This is a genomic window from Anaerostipes stercorihominis, assembly GCF_057535655.1.
The window spans coordinates 328,313-353,548 of sequence record NZ_BAAJCL010000002.1 but is presented as its reverse complement, the minus strand read 5'-3'; the positions used below and the strand labels follow the sequence as shown (position 1 = coordinate 353,548).

General features: G+C 42.0%; 24 protein-coding genes. 2 read left to right on the top strand and 22 right to left on the bottom strand.

The window, feature by feature from the left end; genetic code table 11:
• Nucleotides 1-37: 37 nt before the first annotated feature.
• The 14 genes from AC27EF_RS03775 to ppdK all read right to left on the bottom strand — a co-directional run bounded on the left by AC27EF_RS03775 (nucleotide 38) and on the right by ppdK (nucleotide 15,681).
• Entirely contained in the window at nucleotides 38-1,030 is a 993-nt protein-coding gene (locus AC27EF_RS03775; RefSeq protein ID WP_487108958.1) for an electron transfer flavoprotein subunit alpha/FixB family protein, read from the bottom strand.
• A 19-nt stretch (nucleotides 1,031-1,049) separates the two neighbouring features.
• A complete protein-coding gene (locus tag AC27EF_RS03770) occupies nucleotides 1,050-1,847 on the bottom strand; it encodes an electron transfer flavoprotein subunit beta (protein ID WP_487108956.1) in 798 nt (265 codons plus the stop codon).
• Between the two features lie 26 nt (nucleotides 1,848-1,873).
• The gene (locus AC27EF_RS03765) at nucleotides 1,874-3,016 is read right to left on the bottom strand and encodes an acyl-CoA dehydrogenase family protein (RefSeq protein ID WP_487108955.1); all 1,143 of its coding nucleotides are present in this window, start codon (nucleotides 3,014-3,016) and stop codon (nucleotides 1,874-1,876) included.
• 198 nt (nucleotides 3,017-3,214) lie between these two features.
• Nucleotides 3,215-4,399 carry an acetyl-CoA C-acetyltransferase gene (locus tag AC27EF_RS03760; protein ID WP_487108953.1) on the bottom strand — a complete coding sequence of 395 codons (1,185 nt, stop codon included), beginning with the start codon at nucleotides 4,397-4,399 and terminating at the stop codon, nucleotides 3,215-3,217.
• Nucleotides 4,400-4,490: 91 nt separating this feature from the next.
• Nucleotides 4,491-5,204 (bottom strand): tRNA threonylcarbamoyladenosine dehydratase, encoded by a 714-nt coding sequence (locus tag AC27EF_RS03755; RefSeq protein WP_487108951.1) that lies wholly within the window; start codon nucleotides 5,202-5,204, stop codon nucleotides 4,491-4,493.
• Nucleotides 5,205-5,305: 101 nt separating this feature from the next.
• Nucleotides 5,306-6,280, bottom strand: coding sequence for a carbohydrate kinase family protein (locus tag AC27EF_RS03750; RefSeq protein ID WP_487108949.1), 975 nt, complete (start codon nucleotides 6,278-6,280; stop codon nucleotides 5,306-5,308).
• A gap of 201 nt (nucleotides 6,281-6,481) precedes the next feature.
• The gene (locus AC27EF_RS03745) at nucleotides 6,482-7,816 is read right to left on the bottom strand and encodes an ATP-binding protein (protein WP_487108947.1); all 1,335 of its coding nucleotides are present in this window, start codon (nucleotides 7,814-7,816) and stop codon (nucleotides 6,482-6,484) included.
• A 4-nt stretch (nucleotides 7,817-7,820) separates the two neighbouring features.
• Nucleotides 7,821-8,852 carry a metallophosphoesterase family protein gene (locus tag AC27EF_RS03740; RefSeq protein ID WP_487108945.1) on the bottom strand — a complete coding sequence of 344 codons (1,032 nt, stop codon included), beginning with the start codon at nucleotides 8,850-8,852 and terminating at the stop codon, nucleotides 7,821-7,823.
• A 66-nt stretch (nucleotides 8,853-8,918) separates the two neighbouring features.
• Nucleotides 8,919-9,542, bottom strand: a complete 624-nt coding sequence (locus tag AC27EF_RS03735) for an ABC-2 transporter permease (protein ID WP_487108943.1) — start codon at nucleotides 9,540-9,542, stop codon at nucleotides 8,919-8,921.
• A gap of 4 nt (nucleotides 9,543-9,546) precedes the next feature.
• On the bottom strand, nucleotides 9,547-10,398 hold the full coding sequence (locus tag AC27EF_RS03730) for an ABC transporter ATP-binding protein (RefSeq protein WP_487108941.1): 852 nt from the start codon (nucleotides 10,396-10,398) through the stop codon (nucleotides 9,547-9,549).
• On the bottom strand, nucleotides 10,395-10,772 hold the full coding sequence (locus AC27EF_RS03725) for a GntR family transcriptional regulator (protein WP_487109001.1): 378 nt from the start codon (nucleotides 10,770-10,772) through the stop codon (nucleotides 10,395-10,397). Before AC27EF_RS03725 ends, AC27EF_RS03730 begins: the two co-directional genes overlap by 4 nt.
• 191 nt (nucleotides 10,773-10,963) lie before the next feature.
• Nucleotides 10,964-12,364, bottom strand: coding sequence for a phospholipase D-like domain-containing protein (locus tag AC27EF_RS03720; protein ID WP_487108939.1), 1,401 nt, complete (start codon nucleotides 12,362-12,364; stop codon nucleotides 10,964-10,966).
• Between the two features lie 64 nt (nucleotides 12,365-12,428).
• Nucleotides 12,429-12,776: a molecular chaperone Hsp90 gene (locus AC27EF_RS03715; protein WP_487108937.1), complete on the bottom strand. Its 348-nt coding sequence runs from the start codon at nucleotides 12,774-12,776 to the stop codon at nucleotides 12,429-12,431.
• Nucleotides 12,777-13,059: 283 nt separating this feature from the next.
• Entirely contained in the window at nucleotides 13,060-15,681 is a 2,622-nt protein-coding gene (gene ppdK / locus AC27EF_RS03710; RefSeq protein ID WP_487108935.1) for a pyruvate, phosphate dikinase, read from the bottom strand.
• Between the two features lie 306 nt (nucleotides 15,682-15,987).
• On the opposite strand from ppdK, the gene AC27EF_RS03705 reads away from it, so the two are divergent.
• Nucleotides 15,988-16,278: a hypothetical protein gene (locus AC27EF_RS03705; protein WP_487108933.1), complete on the top strand. Its 291-nt coding sequence runs from the start codon at nucleotides 15,988-15,990 to the stop codon at nucleotides 16,276-16,278.
• The gene (locus AC27EF_RS03700; RefSeq protein ID WP_487108931.1) at nucleotides 16,275-16,877 is read left to right on the top strand and encodes a LysO family transporter; all 603 of its coding nucleotides are present in this window, start codon (nucleotides 16,275-16,277) and stop codon (nucleotides 16,875-16,877) included. Before AC27EF_RS03705 ends, AC27EF_RS03700 begins: the two co-directional genes overlap by 4 nt.
• Before the next feature lie 7 nt (nucleotides 16,878-16,884).
• On the opposite strand, the gene AC27EF_RS03695 is transcribed toward AC27EF_RS03700, so the two are convergent.
• The 8 genes from AC27EF_RS03695 to AC27EF_RS03660 all read right to left on the bottom strand — a co-directional run bounded on the left by AC27EF_RS03695 (nucleotide 16,885) and on the right by AC27EF_RS03660 (nucleotide 25,175).
• Complete coding sequence (locus AC27EF_RS03695; RefSeq protein WP_487108929.1) at nucleotides 16,885-18,252, bottom strand: alanine/glycine:cation symporter family protein; 1,368 nt, start codon at nucleotides 18,250-18,252, stop codon at nucleotides 16,885-16,887.
• Nucleotides 18,253-18,503: 251 nt separating this feature from the next.
• Complete coding sequence (locus tag AC27EF_RS03690) at nucleotides 18,504-19,208, bottom strand: C39 family peptidase (RefSeq protein ID WP_487108927.1); 705 nt, start codon at nucleotides 19,206-19,208, stop codon at nucleotides 18,504-18,506.
• An 89-nt stretch (nucleotides 19,209-19,297) separates the two neighbouring features.
• A complete protein-coding gene (rpoN, locus tag AC27EF_RS03685) occupies nucleotides 19,298-20,599 on the bottom strand; it encodes an RNA polymerase factor sigma-54 (RefSeq protein ID WP_487108925.1) in 1,302 nt (433 codons plus the stop codon).
• Nucleotides 20,600-20,640: 41 nt separating this feature from the next.
• A complete protein-coding gene (locus AC27EF_RS03680; RefSeq protein ID WP_487108923.1) occupies nucleotides 20,641-21,849 on the bottom strand; it encodes a DNA polymerase Y family protein in 1,209 nt (402 codons plus the stop codon).
• 10 nt (nucleotides 21,850-21,859) lie between these two features.
• The gene (locus tag AC27EF_RS03675) at nucleotides 21,860-22,723 is read right to left on the bottom strand and encodes a phosphatidylserine decarboxylase (RefSeq protein WP_487108921.1); all 864 of its coding nucleotides are present in this window, start codon (nucleotides 22,721-22,723) and stop codon (nucleotides 21,860-21,862) included.
• 66 nt (nucleotides 22,724-22,789) lie between these two features.
• Nucleotides 22,790-23,404: a CDP-alcohol phosphatidyltransferase family protein gene (locus tag AC27EF_RS03670; RefSeq protein WP_487108919.1), complete on the bottom strand. Its 615-nt coding sequence runs from the start codon at nucleotides 23,402-23,404 to the stop codon at nucleotides 22,790-22,792.
• 11 nt (nucleotides 23,405-23,415) lie between these two features.
• Nucleotides 23,416-24,441 (bottom strand): lysylphosphatidylglycerol synthase transmembrane domain-containing protein, encoded by a 1,026-nt coding sequence (locus AC27EF_RS03665; protein ID WP_487108917.1) that lies wholly within the window; start codon nucleotides 24,439-24,441, stop codon nucleotides 23,416-23,418.
• A 5-nt stretch (nucleotides 24,442-24,446) separates the two neighbouring features.
• Nucleotides 24,447-25,175 carry a phosphatase PAP2 family protein gene (locus AC27EF_RS03660; protein ID WP_487108915.1) on the bottom strand — a complete coding sequence of 243 codons (729 nt, stop codon included), beginning with the start codon at nucleotides 25,173-25,175 and terminating at the stop codon, nucleotides 24,447-24,449.
• Between the last annotated feature and the right edge of the window lie 61 nt (nucleotides 25,176-25,236).

Sequence of the window (25,236 nt, the reverse complement as noted above, 5' to 3'; positions counted from 1 at the left end):
AATGAATTTGAGATTCCTGACGAATCTCTGGCTTTTATTATTCTTTTACTGCTTTGATTGCTTCATTTAATTTCGGAAGAATTTTCTTGATATCCCCCACAATTCCAAGATCCGCAATATCAAAGATCGCTGCGTCTTCATCACGGTTAATTGCCACAATAAAATCAGAATTTTCCATGCCCGCCGCATGCTGAATTGCACCAGAAATACCACATGCCAAATATAATTCCGGGCGCACTGTCTTTCCTGTCTGTCCGACTTGACGGTCACTGCTGATCCATCCTGAATCCACAGCTGCTCTGGATGCTGCAACTTCTCCGTCTAAGGTCTCTGCTAATGCTTCCAGATCTTTGAATCCTTCTGCATTTCCAACGCCGCGGCCGCCGGAAATCAGAATTTTAGCTTCTGTGATATCAACAGATTTATGTGTTGTTTTTACGACCTCACGAATTTTTACATTCATATCTGCATCCGTAAATTCAACGTTCATCTCTTCAATTTCGCCATCTCTGCTTTCCTCTGCTTCCAGAGCTTTCATTACCCCCGGTCTTACCGTTGCCATCTGCGGTCTGAAATCTTCACAGACAATCGTCGCCATAATATTTCCGCCAAATGCCGGACGGGTCATCAGCAGCAGTCTGCTTTCCTCATCAATCTCCAGCTTTGTACAATCCGCTGTTAATCCGGTATGTATTCTTGCAGATACTCTCGGTGCAAGATCACGTCCGATGGAAGTTGCCCCGTAAAGTACAATCTCAGGACTATTTGTCTGAATCACTTCCATCATTGCTTTTGTATATGGCTCTGTTACATATTCTTCCAGCATTGGATCATCAACTACGATCACCTTATCTGCTCCATGAGCAATTAATTCTTTTGCCTTCTCTTTGATCTTGTTTCCCAACAGAACCGCTACGACATTCTGTCCTAAATCATCTGCCAATTTTCTTGCTTCCCCAACCAGTTCAATTCCAACTTTCTGAAGATCTCCATCTCTCTGCTCGGCAAATACATAAACATCTTTACACATTTTGATTGTCCTCCTTACCTTAAATGATGTGTTTTTCCTGTAATTTCTCTACGATTGCAGCAACAGCTTCATCATCTGACAGATCATTTAGAACAGTTCCTGCACCTTTTGCCTGTTTTGTAAAGGATTTTTTCACTCTGGTAGGAGAGCCCTTTAGCCCAATATTCCCTTCGTTCACTGTATCTTTTATATCCTCTAAGCCCCAAACCTTTACTTCCTTTTCACGGTATGCATCCATCACTCCGTGTACTGACATATATCTTGGTTCTGCCAGCTCTGCCAGAGCTGTGAGCAGGCAAGGAGTTTTAATCTCAATGATCTGATGACGGTCCTCAAACTGCCTCTGAACAACCAAAGTATCTTCTGCCTCCACCTCAATGTTCTCTACATAGCTTACCTGCGCAATTCCCAGATGTTCTGCAATCTGAGGTCCAACCTGCGCGGTATCTCCATCAATGGCCTGACGTCCGGTAAAAATCACATCATAATCTAACTTCATCAGTGCCGCTGCAATGGTGGAAGAAGTTGCCCATGTATCGGCTCCTCCGAACGCCCGGTCTGAAATTAAAATGGCATCGTCACATCCCATCGCTAACGCTTCTCTCAACGCAACATCTGCCTGAGGCGGTCCCATGGAAACGACAGTTACTGTACTGCCCGGGCATTTTTCTTTTAATTGAAGAGCCGCCTCAATTCCAGCTTTGTCATCCGGATTAATAATACTCGGAACGCCGTCTCGAATCAAAGTATTGGTTTTTGGATCTAATTTTACTTCCGTTGTATCTGGTACTTGTTTTGCACAAACAACAATCTTCATTCTCTTGTTCTCCTTCTCTCTTACTCTTATCTTAATAATCCGCCGCCGACAATCATTTTCATAGCCTCTGATGTACCTTCATAAATTTCTGTAATCTTGGCATCACGGTACATCCTCTCTACCGGATACTCTCTGGAATATCCGTAACCGCCAAGCATCTGAACTGCTGCTCTTGTAACTTCCACTGCCACATCTGATGCAAACAGCTTACACATTGCAGCCAGAGGCGCAAAGTTTTCATGATCGTCCTTTGCTTTTGCAGCTCTCCACACCATTAAGCGGGCAGCATCAATTTTTGTCTGAAGTGACGCAATTAAAAACTGAGTGTTCTGGAATTTTGCAATCGGTTTTCCAAACTGTTTTCTTTCCTTTATATATTTTATGGCTTCATTTAACGCACCCTGAGCAATTCCGACAGACTGAGCTCCAATACCGATACGTCCTCCTGCCAAAGCTCCCATTGCAATTTTATATCCCATTCCTTCTTTTCCTATTAGATTTTCTTTTGGAACTTTTACATCAACCAACGCAACCTCCGCGTTGGATGCCGCACGGATTCCCATACGCGGAATATCTTTGCTGACCGTTAGCCCTTCTGTGTTCCGGTCTACAATAAACGCAGACATTCCTCTTGTTCCGGCGCTTTTATCCGTATAAGCAAAAATAACAAAGGTATCAGCAAATCCAGAATTGGTAGTGAATACTTTCTGCCCATTTAATACATAAAAATCTCCGTCTAATTTCGCAGTGGTTTTCACACCGCTGGCATCTGTACCCGCTCCCGGCTCTGTCAATCCAAAACATCCGATACTGCTTCCATTAACCAACGGGCGTAAATATTTTTGTTTTTGTTCTTCTGAAGCATAATCATGAATGCAGGAACAACACAAAGAGGTATGTACAGAAATTGTAATTCCCGCACTGGCATCGACTTTTGAGACTTCTTCCATTGCCAGCGTATACGTTAATACATCCGCTCCTTCACCGCCGTATTCCTTAGAATACGGAATTCCCATCAAACCATATTGTTTCATTTTTGCCAGCAGATCCATATCAAACTTCTCTGCTTCGTCCATATCTCTGGAAATTGGTTTAATTTCATTTTCAGCGAAACTTTTGAACAATTCTTTTGCAAGCAGCTGCTCCTTCGTCAATTTAAATTCCACCATTTTTGTCACCCTCCTGTTGGTAAAATATTTTTCTCATAAAATTTTTGTGTACATAATTTTAGCGTACTAATATTTAGTACGCTAAGTATATATCAATCTTTATTTTATGTCAAGGATTTAACAAGTGTTTTTTTCATGTATACAATATTTTTTTGCGTGCCCTGCGTGTTTTGCAATGCAAAAAATTCACACACAGAATTATGGACGCTCTACAATCAAGGTCGTGCCCATTCCGCCGCCAATGCAAAGAGTAGCCAAGCCAATTTTCTTGCTGCGTTTTTGCATTTCATACAATAATGTGATAAGAATTCTGGCTCCTGAGCACCCAATCGGGTGCCCCAATGCTATGGCTCCGCCATTGACATTCACAATATCCTGCGAAAACTCCAGCTCTCTGCATACTGCCGTTGCCTGTGCGGCAAATGCCTCATTGGCTTCCACCAGTTCAATATCCTTTGAAGTCAGTCCTGCTTTTTTCATCGCTTTTTTGCACGCAGAAATCGGTCCCACTCCCATGATGGAAGGATCTACTCCGGCAGAGCCATAAGAACGAATCACTGCCATTGGCTGAATTCCCAATTCATCTGCTTTTTCTTTGGACATCACAATTAGCATTGCCGCTCCGTCATTGATTCCGGAAGCATTTCCCGCCGTGACCGTTCCCCCTTCCTTTTTAAATGCCGGACGAAGTTTGGCAAGCTTTTCTTTGGTTGTTCCGAATTTCGGATGTTCATCGGTGTCGAAGATCACAGGTTCTCCTTTTCTCTGCGGAACTTCCACCGGCACAATCTCATCTTTAAATCTCCCGGATTCTATGGCTGCCTGTGCACGTTTCTGACTGCGCTCTGCCATCTCATCCTGCATCTCTCTTGTAATTTTGTACTGCTCGGCAACATTCTCTGCCGTAATTCCCATATGATAGTCATAAAATGCATCCCATAATCCATCTTTTACCATGGTATCCACTGTTACCGTGTCATTCATCCGCATACCGAATCTGGCATTGGTCAGGGCGTACGGCGCATTGCTCATACTCTCTGTTCCCCCGCATAAAACAATTTCTGCATCTCCTGCTTTGATCGTCTGTGCTGCAAGACTTACAGACCGAAGACCGGAACCGCAGACTTTGTTGATTGCAAACGCCGGTACTTCTTTTGGTACGCCTGCATGAATGGCAACCTGTCTTGCTACATTCTGTCCAAGACTTCCCGATAAAACGTTTCCGATCATGACCTCATCAATCGTTGACGGATCGATTCCTGCCCGTGCAATGGCTTCCTTGGCTGCTACAGCACCCAAGGTTACTGCACTGACATTTTTCAATCCTCCGCCGAGGGAACCGATTGCTGTTCTGACTGCAGATGCAATCACTACTTCTCTCATGAATTGTCCTCCTTTTTCCTTTAAGTATTTAGTGTGCTAACTATTTGTATGCTATATTGTATCATTGAAAGAACAATTCGTCAATCAAATTTTAAAAAGCACCCGTCAAATCTTTGACAACTTCCCCGGCGACAATGAGTCCTGCCACAGAAGGAACAAAGGATATACTTCCCGGCACCTGGCGCTTCCCGCCTTCCTCTGAAATTTTTACTCTTGGTTCCATTGCTTTTTCTTTGGAAAATACAACCTTCAGTCCTGAAATTCCCCGTTTTTTTAACTCCTTTCGCATAACTCTTGCCAATGGACATACCGATGTTTTATAAATATCCGTGACTTCAAATTTTGTGGGATCTAATTTGTTTCCCGCACCCATACTGCTGATGATCGGCACCCCTGCCTTGTCTGCCTGTACCACCAGCTCGATTTTTCCTGTTACGGTGTCAATGGCATCTACAATATAATCATAAGAGGAAAAATCAAATTGTTCCGCACTCTCCGGCAGAAAAAAGCTTTGATGCAGTGTTACTTCCGCACTTGGATTAATATCTAAAATTCGTTCTTTCATCACTTCTGTTTTTGCCCGTCCGACACTCTGATAAGTTGCAATAATCTGGCGGTTGATATTCGATTCAGAAACCACATCATTATCAATCAGTTCAAAATGTCCAACTCCGCTCCTTGCCAGCGCCTCAGTTGTAAAACCTCCGACTCCCCCAATTCCGAAAATTGCCACTTTGGCATAATTTAATTTTTCAATGGCCTCTTCTCCAAGAAGAAGGCTGGTTCTAAGAAATTGTTCTTTCATTTTATGCTCCTTTCTTTTCTCTGTGCACAAAAGCAGAGGGTGTATAAACACACTCTCTGCTTTCTGCCGCATTCAGTTTCATTGGCCATATTGGGAATATCTTATTTTTTGAATTGCTCGATCCATTCCCTGATCTCAGCATTATCCGCCATTGCTGCCAACGCCCCTTCTTTTGTTGTCGTGTTTGCCGCATAAGCATTTGCAAAGTCAAGATATTCCTGCAATTTTTCTTTCTTTACAGCATTTAGATCCTGAACTTCGTCATTTAATATGCAGTAAATGAACGCACCGATAAAAGAATCTCCGGCTCCTGTAGTATCCCGTACTTCTACACTGTACCCGGAAGCTTTTATGACACCATCTTTGGTATGAATCTCAGCTCCGTCCTTTCCTTTTGTGTAAATTACGTATTTAGCCCGCCCGTTCAATAACTGTGCCGCTGCCTCCTCTATCTTCGTATACCCTGTAATAAATTCCAGCTCTTCATCGGAAATTTTAAGAATATCCGCATAAGGCAGGAACTCCCTCACCGTCTTTTTTAACTGACCCAAATCATTCCATAATGAAAAACGGAGATTCGGATCAAAAGATACCATGACATTTTGTTCCATTGCCATTTCAATCAGTTTCTGATGCGCTGCCTTCATAGGAGATTCTACCAAATCAACACTGCAAAAATGAATCATACCGCAGTCGTTTAAAACATCCTTTGGAATATCTTCCACGCTGTAACAAAGATCCGCGCTGTTTTTCCGATAAAATTTAAAATCCCGATTGCCATCTGCCGCAAGAGATACAAACGCCAGAGCAGTCTCGCCCTCCTGATCTCTCGCAATATTGGACGTGTCAATTCCGGCATCATCCAAAACTTCTATAATATAATCTCCAAAGGGATCGTCACCAAGCTTGGTGAGAAATTTGGATGGAATTCCAAGCTTTGTCACCGCACCGACCACATTGGCAGGAGCGCCCCCCGCAACTCTTGTAAAGGATGGTACATCCTTTAATCTCTGTCCTTTCACCTCCGGGATAAAATCAATCAGCGCCTCTCCGATTCCACATAATTTATTTTTCATCTTTCCCTCCTTCCACTGAAAAAGACTTCAGCCCAAGCTGTAAATTGATCTTTATATAAAAACGTAATCTCTTGCCGCAGCCCCATTGTCATACTGTCTCGCATTTATTATACTCGACAATGACCGCACATACAACTCTTCCTCTTGCAAACCGATTTTTAAAACTGCCCGCCTGTGGATTTCATTTTATCATGGCTGCCCCTATAGTGTCACCAAGTGATACGGAATTTGATTTCTTTCCAGCAAGGACAAGACCTCCTTCCGTCCGGTAAATAAAAAAATCTGACGATCGCTTTCCCTAGCAAGATAAGAAAATGTTCTTTCCAGTCGTTCATCATCATAATTTCCGAACACGTCATCCAAAAACAACGGAAAATGATCTTCTTTATAAAGCAGCTCCGCCGCAGCTAACCGCAATGCAAAGAACAGCTGTTCTGCTGTACCGTTACTCAAATACAGCATATCAATGTATTCGGAATTCTTTTTTACCATAAGTTCCATCGCATCATTCATCACAGCCTGTTCATAAACACCTCCTGTCATGCGGCAGAAAATTTCCGAAAGTTTTTCATTCAGCTCTTCCCCAAACGTTTTTTGTACCATAACGGCAGCCTGGGAAATTCCCCGAATCGCAAGCTCTATATCATGGAGATCTTTTTCAATTTTCCTTTTTTCTTCCATCGCTTTTTGGTATTGTATCTCAAGCTCTTCTGCAAGTTCTTTTTCTTTTAAAAACTGCTGTTCCTCCATTTTGAGAATTTCCAGGCGGTGACGCAGCTCCAGCTGCTCCATGTCGTTTTGGGAAATTCCAAACAACTTTTTGATCCATCTAAGAAATCTTTCTAAAAAAGAGCGTTTCTTCGGAATTGATAATTGAGCCAGAATCTGATCCTGCCGCCTTCTGCATTGTTCCAGACCTTCCGGATGAAAAGGTTTTTTTTGAAGTTCCTCTCTTAATCTGTCGCAGCTGGAAAAAACCGGATGTTTTCTTTTTTTTCTGCGTTTTGCCTTTAAATAATCCAGAGCCTTTCCAATGTCGATCTCGGTGTTGCTGCTTCTTCTTAAATTTGCCATAGAATTCTGCAAAATCTCCTGCATCTGCCTGCCTGTGCGAATATCCGTCTGTGTCATAGAAACAGTCGCGTCAAAAGCATTTTTATGCTCTTCATATATTATATGAGCCAGACTCTGATCCGCAAGAGGAATCTCCTCCATGGTATCTTCCAAAAACAGCCGCACCTTACTCTCCCCTGCATGAAAGTTGCGCCAGACGCGATACCGGTTCCCGCCTTTTTCAAAAATCATAAAGCCGCCATATCTTCCTCCGTGCATCGGAAAATATTTTGTATAATGATCCCTCTTTGCCGCCATCCCCCGGCCTTTTTCCAGTCCGAAAAACATCGCTTCTATAAATCTCCGAATCGTTGTCTTTCCTGCTTCATTTTTCCCGTAGATCACCTGAATTCCATCCGAAAATCCGTAATTTCGATTCTGAAACTTTCCGAATCCGTCAATTGATATTTCTCTGATTCTCATTGTGTCACTCCTTAGAAGCCAAAAGGGCTTCCATCGCATAAGCAAGCGCCTTTGGCTCGTCCTTTAATAGTTCCGCAATTTTTTGAAGCAAAAGATCATCTTCCTTCGATACCCGATCATAATCCCATATACTTTTTGCCCTGAAATGAATTTCCAGAATCTTATACGTTTCCAGCAGCCTTTCCGTATCCAGTGAAATCTCAGGATCGATCTGACCATTGAGCCAAATATCATAAATATGTTCTTCTCCCCGATAAGAAATTTCTGTCTCTATGCGATCCGCAATTTCCTCTCGGCTCATATCCTCCGAAACTGTGATTTCCATTTCGACGTAGTTTCGTTTGGCAAATGGTACAAATTCCACGATTTTTTTTTCCTCTGTAATCTCTCCTTTCATAAACCCATGGCTGCCCGTCTCCGTACGATCCAGAGGCTCCAACGACCCTGCATATGCCATCAAATCTTCAAAAATCACTTCCGGTTTATGAATATGCCCCAGAGCGATATAATCAAATTCCGACCATTTTAGAGCTTCCCGATTTATAGGAATATGTTTTTTGTCTCCCCCATGAGCAAGCAAAATATGAATTCCCTCTGTTCCTGCCGGCTTCATCTGATCATACAAAGCCTCCTCAATCTGCTCTTTCCAGTAACTAAACCCATAAATGGCAGTATCCAATTCCGGAAAGGAAACCTTTTCGACTGATCGGTCCTTTAAAAATGTCACATTTTTTGAAAAAGAATACTGAGAAAGCGGATCATGTTCCTTCAAACAATCATGATTTCCCGCAATCCAGACGACCTTTGTTTTTCGGAGCTTTCCAAGGAGATAATCCACCTCTCGAATTTCCTGACAGGACGGCGGTTCGTGAAAAAAATCACCGGAAATAAGCAGCAGATCAATCTGCTGCTTATCCGCATAAGAAAGCACGTTTTTAAAGGTTTCTTTTATTTCTCTTTCTCTGACTTTTCCCCATGATTTCGTTCGATCTGGTCTCATCCCCCAGTGCACATCCGCAATATGAATAAATTTCATTGACTTCACCTCATCAGAAAGTATACCTTATCGGACAAAGTCCGTCCAGTGCGAAGCACCATGAATTTACAGTTCTCTTTTTTCATAAATTCTATAGGAAATTTCACAGGATGCTCCCCATAAAATCAGCATCACCACAATTCCTGTCTCTGCAGCCCACGGAATATCAATTTTTACTTTCATCGTCTCCTGCAAAAACGCATTACAAAAGGCAAACACGGCAATGGCAATGATCATTGTCATCCTGCCTTTTTCCACTCCCATTTTAAAATTCAGAGGAGTAGTAAGCGCCATCGGAAGCAAACCGGTTACCATAATTTCCAACAAAAATATTTTCAATTGTTCCCACAAAACTACGTTTCCCATTACAAAAATGTTGATTGCTGTTCCAGCCAAATACAGCAATACTCCGGCAAGCAGAAATAAAATTCCCATCAGATATTTACTAAATACCAGCTGCCTTTTTGTCATCGGGAGCGTCTGACTATAAAAATCCCATCCATTTCTCTCATCGTAGGCTAAGGAATTCATTGGTACCATTGACGCGATAAATCCGATATAAAGTCCCCAGAAAATCTGTGAATTCCTCTCCATCAGCGGCGCTGCCACTGCCAGAAGCACAAATAGTATCATGAACATCCGAAAACGGTATATGACCCCATACCATTCTTTGATCATCAAACCTTTCATACCGTCACTTCCTCTCTTTTTTTGCCCAAAATATAATCAACTGCTCCAAAGTCGCCTGTTCCGTTTCATAATCCACAGGAATTTTCTCTCGATTTACAAGAGCCTCCACTCCGTATTCGTTCTCCCGAATCCCAATAACGGCTTCCGGCACAAGCGCTTCCAATTCTTCTTTTGAGGCTTTCAGAATCCCATATTGTTCTATTAACTGATCTTTCTCCTCAAAAATTTCCAGTTTGCCTTCTTTCAAGTACGCAACATAATCACAAAGCTTTTCCAAATCCCCAACAATATGTGAAGAGATTAAAATTGAATGATCTTCCTGTCTTGTAAAATCGTAGAAAATATCTAAAATCTCATCTCGTACCACCGGATCAAGCCCACTGGTGGGTTCATCCATAATCAAAAGCTTTGCCTGGTGAGACAGTGCAACCGCAATTGCCAGCTTCATCTTCATCCCTCTGGAATAATCCTGAAATTTTTTCTTTCCTCTCGGAATAGAAAATTTTTCTACAAGACAATAGAATGTCTTTTCTTCCCAGTTTTTATAAATATTTTTCATAATTTTGTTGATTCGGTCCACGGTGACATACTCGGGAAATCCTGCCTCATCCAACACAACGCCGATCCTCTCTCTGATCGCTGCAAATCCATGGGCATTATTTTTTCCGAGAACCTTGATTTCTCCGCCATCTTTGTGAACTGTGTTTAAAATCATTTTAATCGTTGTACTTTTTCCTGCTCCATTTTTTCCGATCAATCCAAGAATACACCCTGTAGGCAGTGAAAAAGTCATGTCTTTTATCTGAAAATCTTCATATATTTTTGATACATTTTTTAATTCCAACGCATTTTTCATAGTTCATCCTTTCCCACAATTGAAATCATATTTTTCAAATCTTCCAACGTTAATCCACATCCCTTTGATAACTCAATGATCTTTTCCATATAAGCTTCTATCTTCTTTAAGTTCTCTTCCTGAATCAACTCCATGTTCCGTTCTGCCACAAAGCTTCCTTTTCCTGCCACAGAATAAGTAAAACCATCTTTTTCAAGTTCGTCATAAGCCCTTTTGGTTGTAATGACACTGATCCTCAAATCCTTAGCCAAGCCGCGAATACTGGGAAGCATCTGTCCTTCCTTAAGTTCTCCGGAAACAATCATATTCTTCATCTGCTGATAAATCTGCTCATAGATTGGCTGCCCCTTCGTATTACTAATAATAATCTTCAGAAACTCATCTCCTCTCTCATGTCACTTTCTATATACCGTATATGTACAGTATATACAGTAATCACAATTTTGTCAACTATTTCTTACAAAACGGACAAACCGGCTTTCACTCCCAGATCCCTCCATCTTTCTTATCACTGTCACAAAAAAAATCGAAGGAACACCTTCGATTTTTTTGATTCTATTCCATTTTAAACCAGATATCGAAATGCAGAAATCACCCACGATAAAAGATCGATTTTCCACTTTTTCCCGGAATCCATCGCACGCGCTTTTACCTTGGAATTCCTCTGATAGGTTCCTTTCCGGTCTACCTTTAAAGAACCTTCTTTGAGATCCGTAAATTTTTCTTCTAATTGTGCGGTAATTTCTTTTCCCTGTACAACCAACATCGTCTCTGTATCTACATAAGTACTGCGGCAGTCAAAATTATAGGACCCCACAATTGCAATATCATCATCAATGACAAGAGATTTTCCATGAGTGGAATATTTTCCCATATACTCAAATACAGAAACACCGGTATCCAGAATCTCGTCTCTTTTGTTTTTATAATCTGCAGAAGCACAAATATTGTCACCGGAGGCAATGGAATTTAAAATGAGCTGCGTATCCGATATCTTTTTTTTGATCTCTCGCATTCCATCGTACATATCCTCCGAAAAGACAGCATAAGGCGTGTGAATCATAATTCTTTGATCGGCATCCAACATAAGCTCTTTCAAAGTTTCCCATACCACTGGTTCTTTTCCGTAAATATGTGTCGGATTGGTAACAAGTGTCGTTTTCATCGTCGGCACTGTGATCTTTTTGTAGTCAAAGGAAGGACTTTGAAGACTTCTTTCATGCGCCAGCAGTTTTTCAATCTTTTTGGACCGCCGTTCTTTGGACCACCCGTCAAATTTTACTTTGCATACGTCCAAATTCCAAACTTGATGAAAATATGATTTCACCTGCTCCACTGCACTGCCTTTTCCGGTTCCGGCACGGACAATCAAAATTTCCCGATCCAAACCAACACTTTTTCCAGGATATTTCCCCAGAAAATAATCAAAGGTATTGCGACCTCCCATCAGGAGATACTGATCATCCACGATCAAATATTTGTCATGGAGACATCCGTTCACCGTCCACGGTTTTAAAAGATTCGGAGTATTATAAAAACGAATCTCCACATTCGGCTCGCTGCCCACCGCATGAAACATATCTTTTCCACTCATATGGAGCGTTCCGTAAAGACCGTCCACCAAAATTTTTACTTTCACTCCTCTTCTGGCAGCCTGAGTAATCACGGAAAAAATATCATCGGTACTGTTTCCTTCCCGAATATCAAACGTCGAGAGAATGATCTCTTTTTTGGCTTTTCGCATCATGTCCAAGCGTAAGTCCAGTGCCTCCTTGTTATCTTCCACAATCTTTGCGCGATCCGGTCCCTTTTTTCCTGAAGTATTATAAAAATCTTCCACTCGAATCTTTTCTTTGTTTTCGGGACTAACTGATTTCATATGGACAAATGGTGCCAGCATTCCGATCACTACATACAATAAGAAAACCAAAAGAACGACCGCCGTTCTTTTTATAACTTTTTTCATAAGCATTTCCCCCTGTAGGAAAACATTATATCCCAAGGAATCCGGTCCGTCCAGTCTCTGTTGGCTATTTTAATTTCTTTAAAATAGTTTCTGCCGCCGCACAAGCAGGACAATCACAATATCTTGCTCCCTGTGCTTTGATTTTTCTTCCATGTTCTGCCACCTGAGGAGCTTTTTCCTCTCCAAACACTTTGCTTCCATCCTCTGATTCCGCAAATGCAATTAATCCGTCAATAGGAATGAGATCTTCTTCAAGTTCTGCAATATATCGTTTGGTTTCCTCTTCCTCCCTTCCTTCTTTTACCGCTTTAAGCCATCTCTGTGCCGCCTCTTTTGCTTCCGGACTGCATGTTGGCGCTTTGATTAATTCGTTGGTCTTTGCAATAACCTCTTTTAGCAGCTTTTCTTCCATAAGAAACCTCCTTTTTTGATGATTCTCCTATTCAGAATCATTTCTATAATCAACTTACCTGTTCTTTTATTATTTACAATGACACCGAAAATGTCAAGGCAAGTCTCCCTTCCTTATTTATCACGGTTTCCAGCTGCTATGATATGGATATACGAAGCTCGATAGCATGGACCAAGCGGACAAGCCCGGACTTCAGCTCTTCGCTATCACAAATAAGCGTATCATCATTTTCTGATGATACGCTTATTGTCGTTCAATTCTTATTAAGAAAAGAGAACTCTGCCTACTTTTGCAGAACCGCCTGTGCAGCCGCTAATCTTGCAATCGGCACACGGAACGGAGAGCAGGATACGTAGTCTAATCCAGCTCTGTAACAGAACTCTACCGTAGATGGATCTCCACCATGCTCTCCGCAGATTCCAAGGTGAATATCCGGGCGAGTTGCCTTTCCTTTCTTCGCTGCCATCTCAACCAACTGACCGACACCGCTCTGGTCCAATCTTGCAAATGGGTCAGATTCATAAATCTTATTCTCATAGTAAGACTCTAAGAATTTACCGGCATCGTCACGAGAGAATCCAAATGTCATCTGTGTCAGGTCATTGGTTCCGAAGGAGAAGAATTCAGCTTCCTCCGCAATTTCATCTGCAAGCAAAGCTGCTCTAGGAATCTCAATCATTGTACCTACTTTGTACTGAATGTCGGATTCATAGTAAGCTTTTACTTTCTCTGCAGTCTCCACTACCACTTTCTTTACAAACGCAAGTTCTTTCTTTTCTCCCACCAACGGAATCATAATTTCAGGAACGATATCATATCCTTTTTCCTGTTTTACTTCGATTGCAGCTTCCATAACAGCTCTTGTCTGCATTTTGGCAATCTCCGGATACGTCACTGCAAGACGACATCCGCGATGTCCCATCATCGGATTAAACTCGTGCAATGCTGCACGTCTCATATTGATCTCTTCTACTGTTACTCCCATATCCTTTGCCAGAGCTGTAATCTCTTCCATTGTGTTTGGAAGGAACTCATGAAGAGGCGGATCTAAGAAGCGGATTGTAACCGGTCTTCCTTCCATTACCTCATACAAATCTTTGAAGTCTTTCTTCTGATATGGAATCAGCTGATTCAATGCAACTTCTCTTGCCTCTTTGGTCGTAGAAAGAATCATACGGCGAATTTTCGGAATTCTTTCTGCGTCAAAGAACATATGCTCTGTACGGCAAAGTCCAATACCCTCTGCTCCGAATTTTACTGCATTCAATGCATCTGCCGGAGTATCGGCATTTGTTCTTACCTTTAATGTACGAATCTCATCAGCCCATGTCATAATACGATCAAAATTACCGCTGATGCTTGCAGGCACTGTGCGGATTTCTCCCAGATAAATCTTTCCGGTAGAACCATCCAGAGAAATGTAATCTCCTTCTTTGACTGTTTTTCCACCTAAATTAAAAGATTTGCCGTCTTCTGCAAATTTAATATCTCCGCATCCTGCAACACAGGCAGTTCCCATACCGCGGGCAACTACCGCTGCGTGAGATGTCATACCGCCGCGGGCTGTCAAAATACCTTCTGCTGCATGCATTCCCTCAATATCTTCCGGAGATGTCTCCAGACGCACAAGAATGACTTTCAATCCGGCTTCATGATGAATCTTCGCGGTTTCAGCATCAAAATATACTTTACCTGCTGCTGCTCCCGGAGATGCCGGAAGTGCTTCTCCAATCGGCAATGCTGCTTTCAGCGCTTCTGCATCAAAGTTCGGATGCAGCAGCTGATCCAAAGCTTTGGCATCAATTCTTGAGACAGCCTCTTCCTTGGTAATCATTCCCTCATCCACTAATTCACATGCAATACGCAAAGCCGCAGTAGCAGTTCTCTTGCCATTTCTTGTCTGAAGGAAATAAAGCTTCCCTTCCTGAATGGTAAATTCCATGTCCTGCATATCGCGATAGTGATCTTCCAGCGTATGTGCAATCTCCATAAACTGCTCGTAGCAATCCGGAAGATCCTCAGCCAGTTTTGTAATCGGCTGCGGAGTACGCACACCTGCTACTACGTCCTCACCCTGTGCATTAATCAGATATTCTCCGTAGATCTGTTTTTCACCTGTGGACGGATTTCTTGTAAACGCAACACCGGTTCCTGATGTATCTCCCATATTACCGAATACCATGGTCTGAACGTTCACCGCTGTTCCCCAATCCCCAGGAATATCGTTCATTCTGCGGTAATAGATCGCACGAGGGTTGTCCCAGGACCGAAATACCGCCTTAATTGCTTCAAACAGCTGATCTTTTGGATCCTGAGGGAAATCTTCTCCTAAAGCTTTGCGATAGATCCCCTTATATCTCTTGATCACTTCTTTCAGATCATCTGCATCTAAATCTGTATCGAACTGAACGCCTTTTTCTGCCTTGATGTCATCTAAAACATCCTCAAATTTTGCTTTGTCAACTTCTTTTACAACATCTGAGAACATCTGAATAAAACGACGATAAGAATCATAAGCAAATCGAGGATTTCCTGTCTTCTTAGCAAAACCTTCGACTGCTGCATCATTCAATCCCAGATTCAAAATAGTATCCATCATACCAGGCATGGATACTCTGGCTCCGGAACGAACAGAAACTAAAAGCGGGTCTTCAAGGTCTCCGAACTTCTTACCCTGAATCTCTTCCAATGCTGCCATAGCTTCGTAAACCTGCTGTGCTACTTCATCACTGATCTTTCCACCGCACTCATAATAATTGGTACATGCTTCTGTGGTTACTGTGAATCCCTGAGGAATCGGCAGATTTAAGCCTGTCATCTCTGCCAAATTGGCACCTTTTCCTCCAAGAAGGTTGCGCATATCCGCATTTCCTTCACTAAACTTATAGACCCATTTTGTTGACATGTTAATACCTCCTAAATTTAAGTTCTGTCACATCATATGTCATTGGATTTATTGTACCACACTTTTTATGTTTTGGGAAATATTTTTATATGTTTTTCACAATTTTTTTTATTATTTTGCATATTTCTTATGAATTCTGTATACTTCGATACAAAAACCAAAATTTCTCCCCAGACAAAGGATTTTCTTTCAACAGAATCCACAAAATCTAATGACTTTCCCTTCTTTTTTTGATAGAATAATACCATTCGTCCAAAGACCGGACGTCAGTGACAGAGGCTGTAAATATTTTAAAATTTAGAAGGAGTGATTTTTTTGGATATTATCATTATTATGTGCATCGGAATTTTGGCAGGACATTTTATTGTGCCAAAAAAATTGAAACACTGGAATCAACGAATTTCTTTTTTTTGTACACTGCTCTTAATTTTTTCTATGGGAGTTATGCTTGGACAGCGGGAAAACTTTCTAAAGGATCTGATCTCTTTGGGAATGGTCAGCTTTCTCTTTTTCTTAATTCCTGTTTCCCTGTCCATTCTATCCGTTTATATTCTCACCAAACGATTTATGGAAAAGAAAGAGGTTTCGGAGCAATGATGGTTATACTCACAATTCTTGCTTTATTTGCAGGTCTTTTATACGGAATTTTTGAAATTAATTTCCCTGTGATTTCTATCCTCAGTGAACATTCCGATTTTATTTTATATCTTCTGATGTTCTCTGTGGGCATCAGCGTCGGGATGTATCAGGGAATTGTCCGAAAAATCAAAGCTTATCATCTTCGGATTTTTATCATCCCTCTGGGAACCATTTTAGGCTCTGTCACCGGAGGACTCCTGTGCTCCGTGTTTCTTCACATGCCCTTAGAGCAGGGAACTGCTGTCGCCAGCGGAATGGGATGGTACAGTCTCGCCGGAGTAACGATCGGAAACTTAGGCGGTGCCGAACTTGGAAGTATTGCTTTTTTAAGTAATCTTATGAGAGAAATTTTTTCGTTCCTCCTGATTCCTCTTTTAGCTGTAAAACTAAATTTTTACACATGCATCGCTCCTGCAGGCGCAACAAGTGAAGATACTACGCTGCCTGTGATTCTTAAATACACCAACGAAGAAACTGTTGTTTTGTCTGTTCTAAACGGAATGATCTGCTCTTTTTTCGTTCCCCTTTTAATTTCATTCTGCTTCTATATTTTTTAAGCCTACGCTAGCGCACAGGCTCTCTTGCATCCAGATTATGAAGATACTTTTTCGTATCTTTTCTCATAAGATCCGACAAAGCGATCACTGCAATTAAATTAGGAATTGCCATCAAAGCATTTAACGTATCCGCAGCCGTCCACACCATATCCAATGCCGCCACCGGGGCAAGGAAAGAGACTGCTACATAAAGAATTCGATATAAAACCAGCACCTTTTCTCCCGCCAGATACTCTATGCAGCGTTCTCCGTAGTAAGCCCATCCGAGCACTGTTGAATATGCAAAGCACAACATGCCAAGAGTCAAAATCACAGGTCCCAGAATCGGAATCTGAGAAAACGCAAGAGATGTCAGCTCTCCTCCGTTGGTCACAGATTCCATATGAATCGCGGGATTCTTCATGATTGTCGTCACCAGAACAAGACCTGTCATAAGACATACCACAACCGTATCCCAGAAGGTTCCGGTTGATGAAACCAGCGCTTGGCGTACAGGATTTCTCGTCTGAGCAGCAGCCGCAGCAATTGGAGCAGACCCCAAACCAGATTCATTGGAAAAAAGTCCCCTTGCAACCCCATATCGCATAGCTGCTCGAATTCCGCTTCCCGCCAATCCTCCGGCAGCTGCTCCCGGAACCCATGCCAGACGGCAAATAGTCTGGATTGCCGGTATAATAAAATCGCAGTTCATAAATAAAATCACCGCACATCCTGCTATGTAAAATGCCGCCATCATCGGAACCAGTTTTTCACAGACCTTTGAAATTGACTGTATCCCGCCAAAAATTACAATAGCGGTCAGCCCTGCAACGACTACGCCAACAACCGAAGACGGAATGCCAAAATTTATTTTGCATACTTCTGCAATAGAATTCACCTGCGCTGCACATCCAATTCCAAAAGAAGCAAATCCTGCGAAAATCGCAAATAAAACTCCCAGCCACTTCATATGCAGCCCGCGTTCCAAGGCATACATTGCACCTCCCAACATTCTCCCATCTCTTGTTTTTACTCGAAACTTCACGGCAATATAGGCTTCTGCATATTTCGTCGCCATGCCAAGCACTCCGGTCAGCCAACACCACAATACTGCCCCTGGTCCTCCAAGTACAATGGCTGTTCCAACGCCAATAATATTTCCTGTTCCGATGGTTGCTGCCAGCGCAGTCGTCAGCGCTCCAAATTGTGAAACTTCGCCTTCTGCATCCGGCTCTCTGGACACCGACAATAAAATTCCCTTTGTAATGGAATACCGCTGGATAAATCCTGTACGGATTGTTAGAAAAACATGAGTTCCCAAAAGCAACAGAAGCATCGGCCATCCCCACACCATTTCGTTAAAGCTCTTTATTCCATCCCCAATCATATCAAGCATCTTTTTCCCCTCTCTTTCTTACCACGGCAAAAATTTTTTCAGAACACAGCAGATAATTCCTCTTCCTCCGCACATCGTGTGCATCCCGCGGAGCGTTTTGATCCAGGAAAGTGAAAACGTTCCTAATATCAAAAAAAGATTCCGAGGACTTCTGTGAATCTTCGGAATCTTTTGTATCATTTATCATAACTGTGTCAAATTTCTCTTATTTTACCATAGATAACAACTTCATGCAAGCGATGAATTTTCTGTTATTTCACAAGTTTTCCAATGGCAGCTGGAACTGCATCAATGCGGTCATGACTTTTTAAAACTTCTTCTCTATAATCCTTTTTGGGAACCTTTTTTTCTTTCTTGCTGATTTCCCAGAAAGGTCCTCCGGCATTGGCTCCTTGTTTTCCCTGCTGTACTACATCTTTTAGAGACCACGTTTTATAAGTATTTGCTCTGCTTCCCACGTCTACAATTTTCACCTGATCTTTTCCAACCATTCTTGTAAGAACTACAAAGTGTCCGCTGTCTGTAAAATCTCCCGGTCCCATCAGTGCAACGACCGGATGCCCGGCTCTCAAGGCTTTTTCCACGGCATCTTTACTGTATCCGAGACCTTTACAATTCAACCCATACAGCTTTGATAATCCCGGAACCACACTGTGCGAACATCCCTGTCCGGTGTAATACCAGCCATGTTTGTATGCCTGATCGCACATTTTCGGCACATCCGCCTTCTTTCCGGTCAGAGAACTGTAACACACCGCAACTGCAGTCGGTCCGCATCCTGCCGCCTGTATAGTACTTCCTCCAATTTTCTCACCCGGATAATCCGCCTGATTATAATATACCACCTTTAACTGCTGATTCTGCTCATCCGCCAATATCCCTACTGGCTGCGCCGCCAGCATCACTGTTATCGCCGCTGCCGCCATCCATTTGCTTGTCTGTTTTAAGATCTTCATAACAACCTCCGGCTTCGCCTTCTTTCGACAAATTTTATTTCCTATGCGATTATACCAAGGTTCATTATGTTAATCAAGTATTTCAAATGTTAATTTTTTATTAAATCTTTCCTTTCATAAGCCCCCGGGATTCCCATCTGTATCCGATATTTTGCCACCGTTCTTCTGGAAATTTTAACACCCTTTTTCTCAAGCTTTGCAGCAATTTTCTGATCACTCACAGGTTTTTGACCGTCTTCTTCTCCTATAATTCTGCGAATCATATCCTTCATATCCTCCGAGGTACATTCCTGACTTCCGAAGGTATAAGAAACTCCGAAAATTTCCCGAAGACTGACCGTTCCATATGGATATTGTATATATTTTCCTTTGACCGCACGACTGACCGTTGAAACATGCATTTTAATATCATCTGCAATATTTTGCATGGTCATCGGTTTCAGTTTCCCGCCCTTTTTAAAATAATCCTGCTGACGCTCTAACATTGCCCCGGAAATTTTCAGAAGAGTCTCTCTCCTTTGCTCAATACTCTCAATAATCCAACGGCATCGCTCATATTTTTTTTGAAAATATTCTTTCAGCTGGGAATCTTGTGCCTGCTCCATCATTTTTACATAATAATCATTGATAGAATAATCTCCGATCCAGCTGTCATTTAAATAAATCCTTCCCTCTCCATTCTCCCATTCTATTATGATATCCGGCACAATATACTCGGAAGCTTCCCAGGAAGCGCCAAAAAAAGGTCTTGGATTCAACTGTTGAATCTTAAATATATATTTTCTTACCTGCGCCGTGGAAATCCTGAGCTTTCTTGAAATCACAGATAATTTCCCCAGCGCAATATCCTCCAAATGTTCTTCAATGATGCATTGAAGATCTTCATTGAGTTCCTCTTCCCGTTCCAACTGAAGCTTCAGACACTCTGCTAAATGAACTGCAAACACTCCCGGCGGCTCTAACTGTGTCAGAATTCTTCTTAAATTGTCCACTTCCTCCACAGATACACCGAATTTTTTCCCGATACTTTCCAATGGAATTCTTAAGAGTCCGGAATCTTCCAGACACTCTGCCATATATCCCATGATCTCCCACTGTACTTTGGTATAATGTTTCGGATTCAGCTGTTCCATGAAAAAGCTTTTCGGATCTTTTGGAGCTTGATCCGCAATTTCCGGATACTGCATTTGAGATTCGACCGCCCTTGCCCCTTTTCTCACAAAAAATTCTTTGTCCGAGGGCTGATACTCCAACATAGGATTTTCTGCGAATTCATTTTGCAGAAACTGCTCCATCTCATAATTGTCAAATGAAAGAATTTTCAATGACTGTATCTGAAACTGACTCAGCTGCTGCGAAAGTTCTTGTTCCATCTCTAATTCAAACGACATCTCATCTCCTCCAGTTTTACTATTGTATTTCCCAGATAATATCATTTACCGTTACACTTTTTTTCCAAAAAACTGGCACGTAAAATTGCATTCTCACCGTATTTTTCTCTGATTCGATCAATGGAAGCATCGAGCTTCTCCAGTTTCTCCCGCCTTTTCTGGTCAAACAATCCCATCTGTGCAAATTCATTCCCGCTCAAATCGGTAGCGCGAATTCCCAACAGCCTTACAGACATTCCCTGATAATTTTCCCGGTAAAGCTCTCTCGCAGCCGCAGAAATTTCCTCGGTAATGTCCGTGGGAACCAAAAGCTTCCTCTGGTGAGTCCTGCGTCGAAACATGGTATCCTTGACTTCCACACAAATACAGGAAGTTTTCATGTTATCTTTGCGCAGTCTCAGGGCGACCGTTTCCGCAAGAGAAATCAGCACGTGATCAATTTCTTTTAAATCTGAAAGATCTCTCGGCAATGTGGTACTGTTTCCGTACCCTTTGTTCAAGCTTTCCTCTGCTTCCACCGGAGAATAATCAATCCCTCTTGCATAATTATATAAAGTCTGTCCGTGTTTATTCCCCACATGAGCTTTCAGCATCGCGAGATCTAATTTTTCAAGCTCTCCGATTGTACGGATACCCAAAAGCTCCAGCTTTTTCTGTGTTGCTCTGCCCACAAGAAACAAGTTCCGAACAGGAAGAGGCCACATTTTCTCCGGAATTTCCTCCGGAAATAACGTGTGTGCTTTATCCGGTTTTTCAAAATCCGATGCCATTTTTGCCAACAGCTTATTGGGCGCAACTCCGATATTTACGGTAAATCCAAGTCGGTCACGAATCTGATTCTTTAAAAGATTGGCTGCCGCCACCGGACTTTCATAAGCCCCTATGGTCTCGGTCATATCTAAAAAGGCTTCGTCTACACTATATTGTTCCAAAGTCGGTGAAAATTTCAATGCTTCCTCAATAAACGCTCTGGAATACCGCCGATACATGTCATGATCCGGACGGCAGATTTTCACCTCTGGACACTTTGTCACAGCCTCTCTGACCGTTTCTGCCGTTTGAATGCCAAATTGTTTTGCCGGTATGGATGCTGCCAGAACAATTCCGCGGCGGCGGCTTTCATCTCCGCCGATAATTGCCGGAATTTCCCGAAGATCTATTTCCTCTCCAAGATCTTTCAGTCGGTGAACCGCCTCCCAGCTTAAGTAAGCAGAATTGACATCCACATGAAAAATAATTCTTTGCTTCATCCATCTTCTCCTAGATCGCTTTTCCCAACGGTTCTCCCTGAAGAATTTTTGTTTCGCATTGCAGCCGCGTCCGCTCCAAAAGTTCTTTCTGAATCTCGACTTTTCCCTTTTCAAAAAAGAGAAGAATCGTAGAACCTCCAAATTCAAAATATCCCTTTTCCTGACCTCGTCTCATCCTTCCCGCGCCGTGATGATTTACAATTTTTCCAACCATCAGAGCGCCCACTTCCACTTGTACCACATTCCCAAAATGCTCGGTTTTCATCATTGTAAATTCCCTTGCATTTTCTTTATAAATTTTCACAAAATCATTTGCCTTTGGATTCACCGTATGATAAATTCCGGGAATAAACCGATTTTTACTTTTGATTCCATCATCAAAGTAGCAATAACGGTGATAATCGTCCACCGTCAATCGAAGAATCACCGCATACCCTCCCTGAAAACGTCTGGCAATCTTTCGATCTCTCAGCAGTGTTTCCACTGTATATCTGGTATCCTTTACAACAAAAGAGGTATCCTCCCGAATCGGATAGACACTGACTTTTCCATCACAGGGGCTTGGTAAGTAGGATTTGTCCTCCGGCATAGGGCGCATTCCCTTTTTTATTTTTCTCGTAAAAAAATCATTATAGGAACCATAGGTTTTCTCCTCATACTGGCTCATGGCAATATGGTTTCGCCTGATAAAGCCTTGGATCAGACATTTTGAAAAAGGAGAACTTAAAAAAGCTCCCCCCAACTTTGACACCCAGGGTCTGGTTAAAACCTTCAGACCAATCTGTCCTCCCACCGTCTCATAAAGAAATCTGATCAAACGATCTTGTCCGTTTTCTTCCTCATAAACATTTCCGTCTCTATCTGCATATTTCATCCAATCTCTCCTTTTCCCATTGGTTCCCCAAACCGAACTCTTTCCCTGCACATGAAATTTTGCATTTTATAAGCAGCAAAACATCTTAAACGCTACCACCGCTCCAATTACAACAAACGCAAGCATACATTTCTTTCCCGGCTTAAACACCTTAAAATCAATGACAAACAAAAGGGCAATCACCAAAATCATCCCAATGTATATGTACGGAAATTCCTGATAAAAAAATCGTCGAAGCTGGTAAACAATCGGTATAATCAATGCGACAGAAGTCACCGGAAGTCCCTGATAATGTTTTCTTCTGGAACTGCTGTGCGCCTGGCGCTGCTCTTCGGTTACATTAAAATAGGCAAGACGAATAACCGCCCCCAAAATATACATCATATAAATGATCTTTGCATACCACGTGTCCATGCCAAGACAATACCCAATGACAACCGGGTATGCTCCAAAACAGACAAGGTCGCAGAGTGAATCAATTTCGATTCCAAATTTCTTCGCATCCTCACTTCGCTTTATCTTTTTGGCAATGGTTCCGTCGTACATATCGGTAAGCCCCGAAAGCATCAAACATAAAATTGCAATCTTAAAATTCCCATGAAATGCCTGAGACATTCCGAATACAGCACTGACAACACCTAAATACGTTAAAATCACTGATACATTATAAAATCCTATCATACTTTTTCCCTCTATTCCTTCCTTTTTATGGTAACATGCGCCACGCCTGTCATCACAGCGCTGATCAATACCAATGCGTAGTAACTGATTCCCCGGCTCAAAAGCATCGCCGGATACAAAAGCCCCCCTGTAAAAATCTTTTTGAAAATACTCAAAAACAATCCTTCGCTGATTCCCATTCCTCCTGGAAGCGGCAGCATATCCACAGAAATTGAAATCACACATTGAAGCGCAACCACATCCATAAAGCCCAGTGCCGAAAGCCCCATTGCCCGATACACAAGATAGGTAATGGAAAAATGAAAAATTCTCTGAAGCAGTGTCACCACAAACATCCGAAATATAAAGACCGGATGCTCCTTTATGACCAAAGCCGCCTTATGATACTTTACCATAGATCTCTGAAATTTTTCCAGACGCTCCTCTTTCTTCTTTAGAATGTGAATTCTCTCCAGGAAGCGAACCAGCCATAGAACAATTCTTGAGGCAAGCGTCGGCTCAAATACAAGAATCAACATAAAGGTCACACACGCCACATTCAGAAAAATTCCCAGATAAAAGAAAAATGCAGCGCCCCCGATATATTTTGTAATGAGAGGATACCGAAATAAGAAAATTAGCGCTCCCAAAAATACCAAAACAAATTTATATAAAATGGTTACGATCATTAAGATCACTGTTCCCACCGATACATCCACTCTGTCACGATTCATATAATAAAGCTGCATCGGCTGTCCGCCGCTGGCAGAAGGCGTAATACAGCTGAAGAAAAATCCGACAAAGGAATATTTTATACAGTTGCGCTTGGGAACATTATCATATCGAAGCAGTCGAAGCATCCGATAGATGATATAGGACTCACTGCACACAAAGATCAAAATCAATCCCAATCCGGCAATATAATATATGGGCCGCACCGATTTTAAAACTTCCGATAACTCCGATAGTTCCTTTCCTTTCAAGACTGCATAGGCGGTCAGACCAAATAGCACAAAAAAGAACAATGTATTGCCGATGATCGTTTTCTTATTTTTCATACAATCTACCCCTTGATCTCAGATAATCTCCCTGGATGTTCCTCCTCGTTTTGCTTTTCAAATCCCAAAATTTCATTGACCTTCTGAAATACCTTCCACAGGTTCTGATACCACTGCGTCTTCTGACCAATCCAATAGCAGACCTCTCCTAAAAGAAGTCCTCCGGCTACATCAATGATGTAATGTTGTTTGGTCACCTGCGTTGAAACGCACACAAGCAACGCAAATATCATCGAAAATCTTCGATACCATTGAGGAATCTCCCTCTTTCCCCGAATGCCGATATAGCAAAACCAACTGACCAGACAGTGAATAGACGGAAATAAATTTGCCGACTGATCAATGGAATACACCATGCGAAGCGCCTGATCCCAAAAGCCCGTTCCTGTAATCTCCGGCCGCACCAGCGTGGTGGGAAGCAGTACAAAAATCACACCGCAAATCACTCTTGACAAAAAATCCCCCACAAGGAAACGATACATATGCTCTTTTCCGATTCTGCAGATCAGAATATAATTCAATGCCCAAAAAATATAGCAAATGAGATAAATACTGGTAAATTCCGGTATCACAGGAACCATTCGATCAAAAGACGTTGTAAAATCATAATGGTGGAAATCCTTGCACAAAACCATAGTTCCAGTATAAATCAAAGTATTAAAAACAAAGGCAGAAATTAGCGGAATCACCGCATATCTTGGTATGAACCCTAAAATATTATCTTTTCGATTCATCGTCTGCTCCTTTCGACAGACAATTTTCATCCTAATGAAAACCGCCGTATGTTATAAGAAT

Excerpts from the sequence above, each read along its gene's own strand:
- AC27EF_RS03755 (WP_487108951.1), bottom strand. The coding sequence starts at position 5,204 with ATGAAAGAACAATTTCTTAGAACCAGCCTTCTTCTTGGAGAAGAGGCC.
- AC27EF_RS03690 (WP_487108927.1), bottom strand. The coding sequence starts at position 19,208 with ATGAAGATCTTAAAACAGACAAGCAAATGGATGGCGGCAGCGGCGATA.
- AC27EF_RS03695 (WP_487108929.1), bottom strand. The coding sequence starts at position 18,252 with ATGCTTGATATGATTGGGGATGGAATAAAGAGCTTTAACGAAATGGTG.
- AC27EF_RS03735 (WP_487108943.1), bottom strand. The coding sequence starts at position 9,542 with ATGAAAGGTTTGATGATCAAAGAATGGTATGGGGTCATATACCGTTTT.
- ppdK (WP_487108935.1), bottom strand. The coding sequence starts at position 15,681 with ATGTCAACAAAATGGGTCTATAAGTTTAGTGAAGGAAATGCGGATATG.
- AC27EF_RS03720 (WP_487108939.1), bottom strand. The coding sequence starts at position 12,364 with ATGAAAAAAGTTATAAAAAGAACGGCGGTCGTTCTTTTGGTTTTCTTA.
- AC27EF_RS03740 (WP_487108945.1), bottom strand. The coding sequence starts at position 8,852 with ATGAAATTTATTCATATTGCGGATGTGCACTGGGGGATGAGACCAGAT.
- AC27EF_RS03775 (WP_487108958.1), bottom strand. The coding sequence starts at position 1,030 with ATGTGTAAAGATGTTTATGTATTTGCCGAGCAGAGAGATGGAGATCTT.
- AC27EF_RS03660 (WP_487108915.1), bottom strand. The coding sequence starts at position 25,175 with ATGAATCGAAAAGATAATATTTTAGGGTTCATACCAAGATATGCGGTG.
- AC27EF_RS03700 (WP_487108931.1), top strand. The coding sequence starts at position 16,275 with ATGATGGTTATACTCACAATTCTTGCTTTATTTGCAGGTCTTTTATAC.
- AC27EF_RS03680 (WP_487108923.1), bottom strand. The coding sequence starts at position 21,849 with ATGAAGCAAAGAATTATTTTTCATGTGGATGTCAATTCTGCTTACTTA.
- AC27EF_RS03675 (WP_487108921.1), bottom strand. The coding sequence starts at position 22,723 with ATGAAATATGCAGATAGAGACGGAAATGTTTATGAGGAAGAAAACGGA.
- AC27EF_RS03770 (WP_487108956.1), bottom strand. The coding sequence starts at position 1,847 with ATGAAGATTGTTGTTTGTGCAAAACAAGTACCAGATACAACGGAAGTA.
- AC27EF_RS03665 (WP_487108917.1), bottom strand. The coding sequence starts at position 24,441 with ATGAAAAATAAGAAAACGATCATCGGCAATACATTGTTCTTTTTTGTG.
- AC27EF_RS03715 (WP_487108937.1), bottom strand. The coding sequence starts at position 12,776 with ATGGAAGAAAAGCTGCTAAAAGAGGTTATTGCAAAGACCAACGAATTA.
- AC27EF_RS03765 (WP_487108955.1), bottom strand. The coding sequence starts at position 3,016 with ATGGTGGAATTTAAATTGACGAAGGAGCAGCTGCTTGCAAAAGAATTG.
- AC27EF_RS03760 (WP_487108953.1), bottom strand. The coding sequence starts at position 4,399 with ATGAGAGAAGTAGTGATTGCATCTGCAGTCAGAACAGCAATCGGTTCC.
- AC27EF_RS03730 (WP_487108941.1), bottom strand. The coding sequence starts at position 10,398 with ATGAAAAATGCGTTGGAATTAAAAAATGTATCAAAAATATATGAAGAT.
- AC27EF_RS03750 (WP_487108949.1), bottom strand. The coding sequence starts at position 6,280 with ATGAAAAATAAATTATGTGGAATCGGAGAGGCGCTGATTGATTTTATC.
- AC27EF_RS03745 (WP_487108947.1), bottom strand. The coding sequence starts at position 7,816 with ATGAGAATCAGAGAAATATCAATTGACGGATTCGGAAAGTTTCAGAAT.
- rpoN (WP_487108925.1), bottom strand. The coding sequence starts at position 20,599 with ATGTCGTTTGAATTAGAGATGGAACAAGAACTTTCGCAGCAGCTGAGT.
- AC27EF_RS03670 (WP_487108919.1), bottom strand. The coding sequence starts at position 23,404 with ATGATAGGATTTTATAATGTATCAGTGATTTTAACGTATTTAGGTGTT.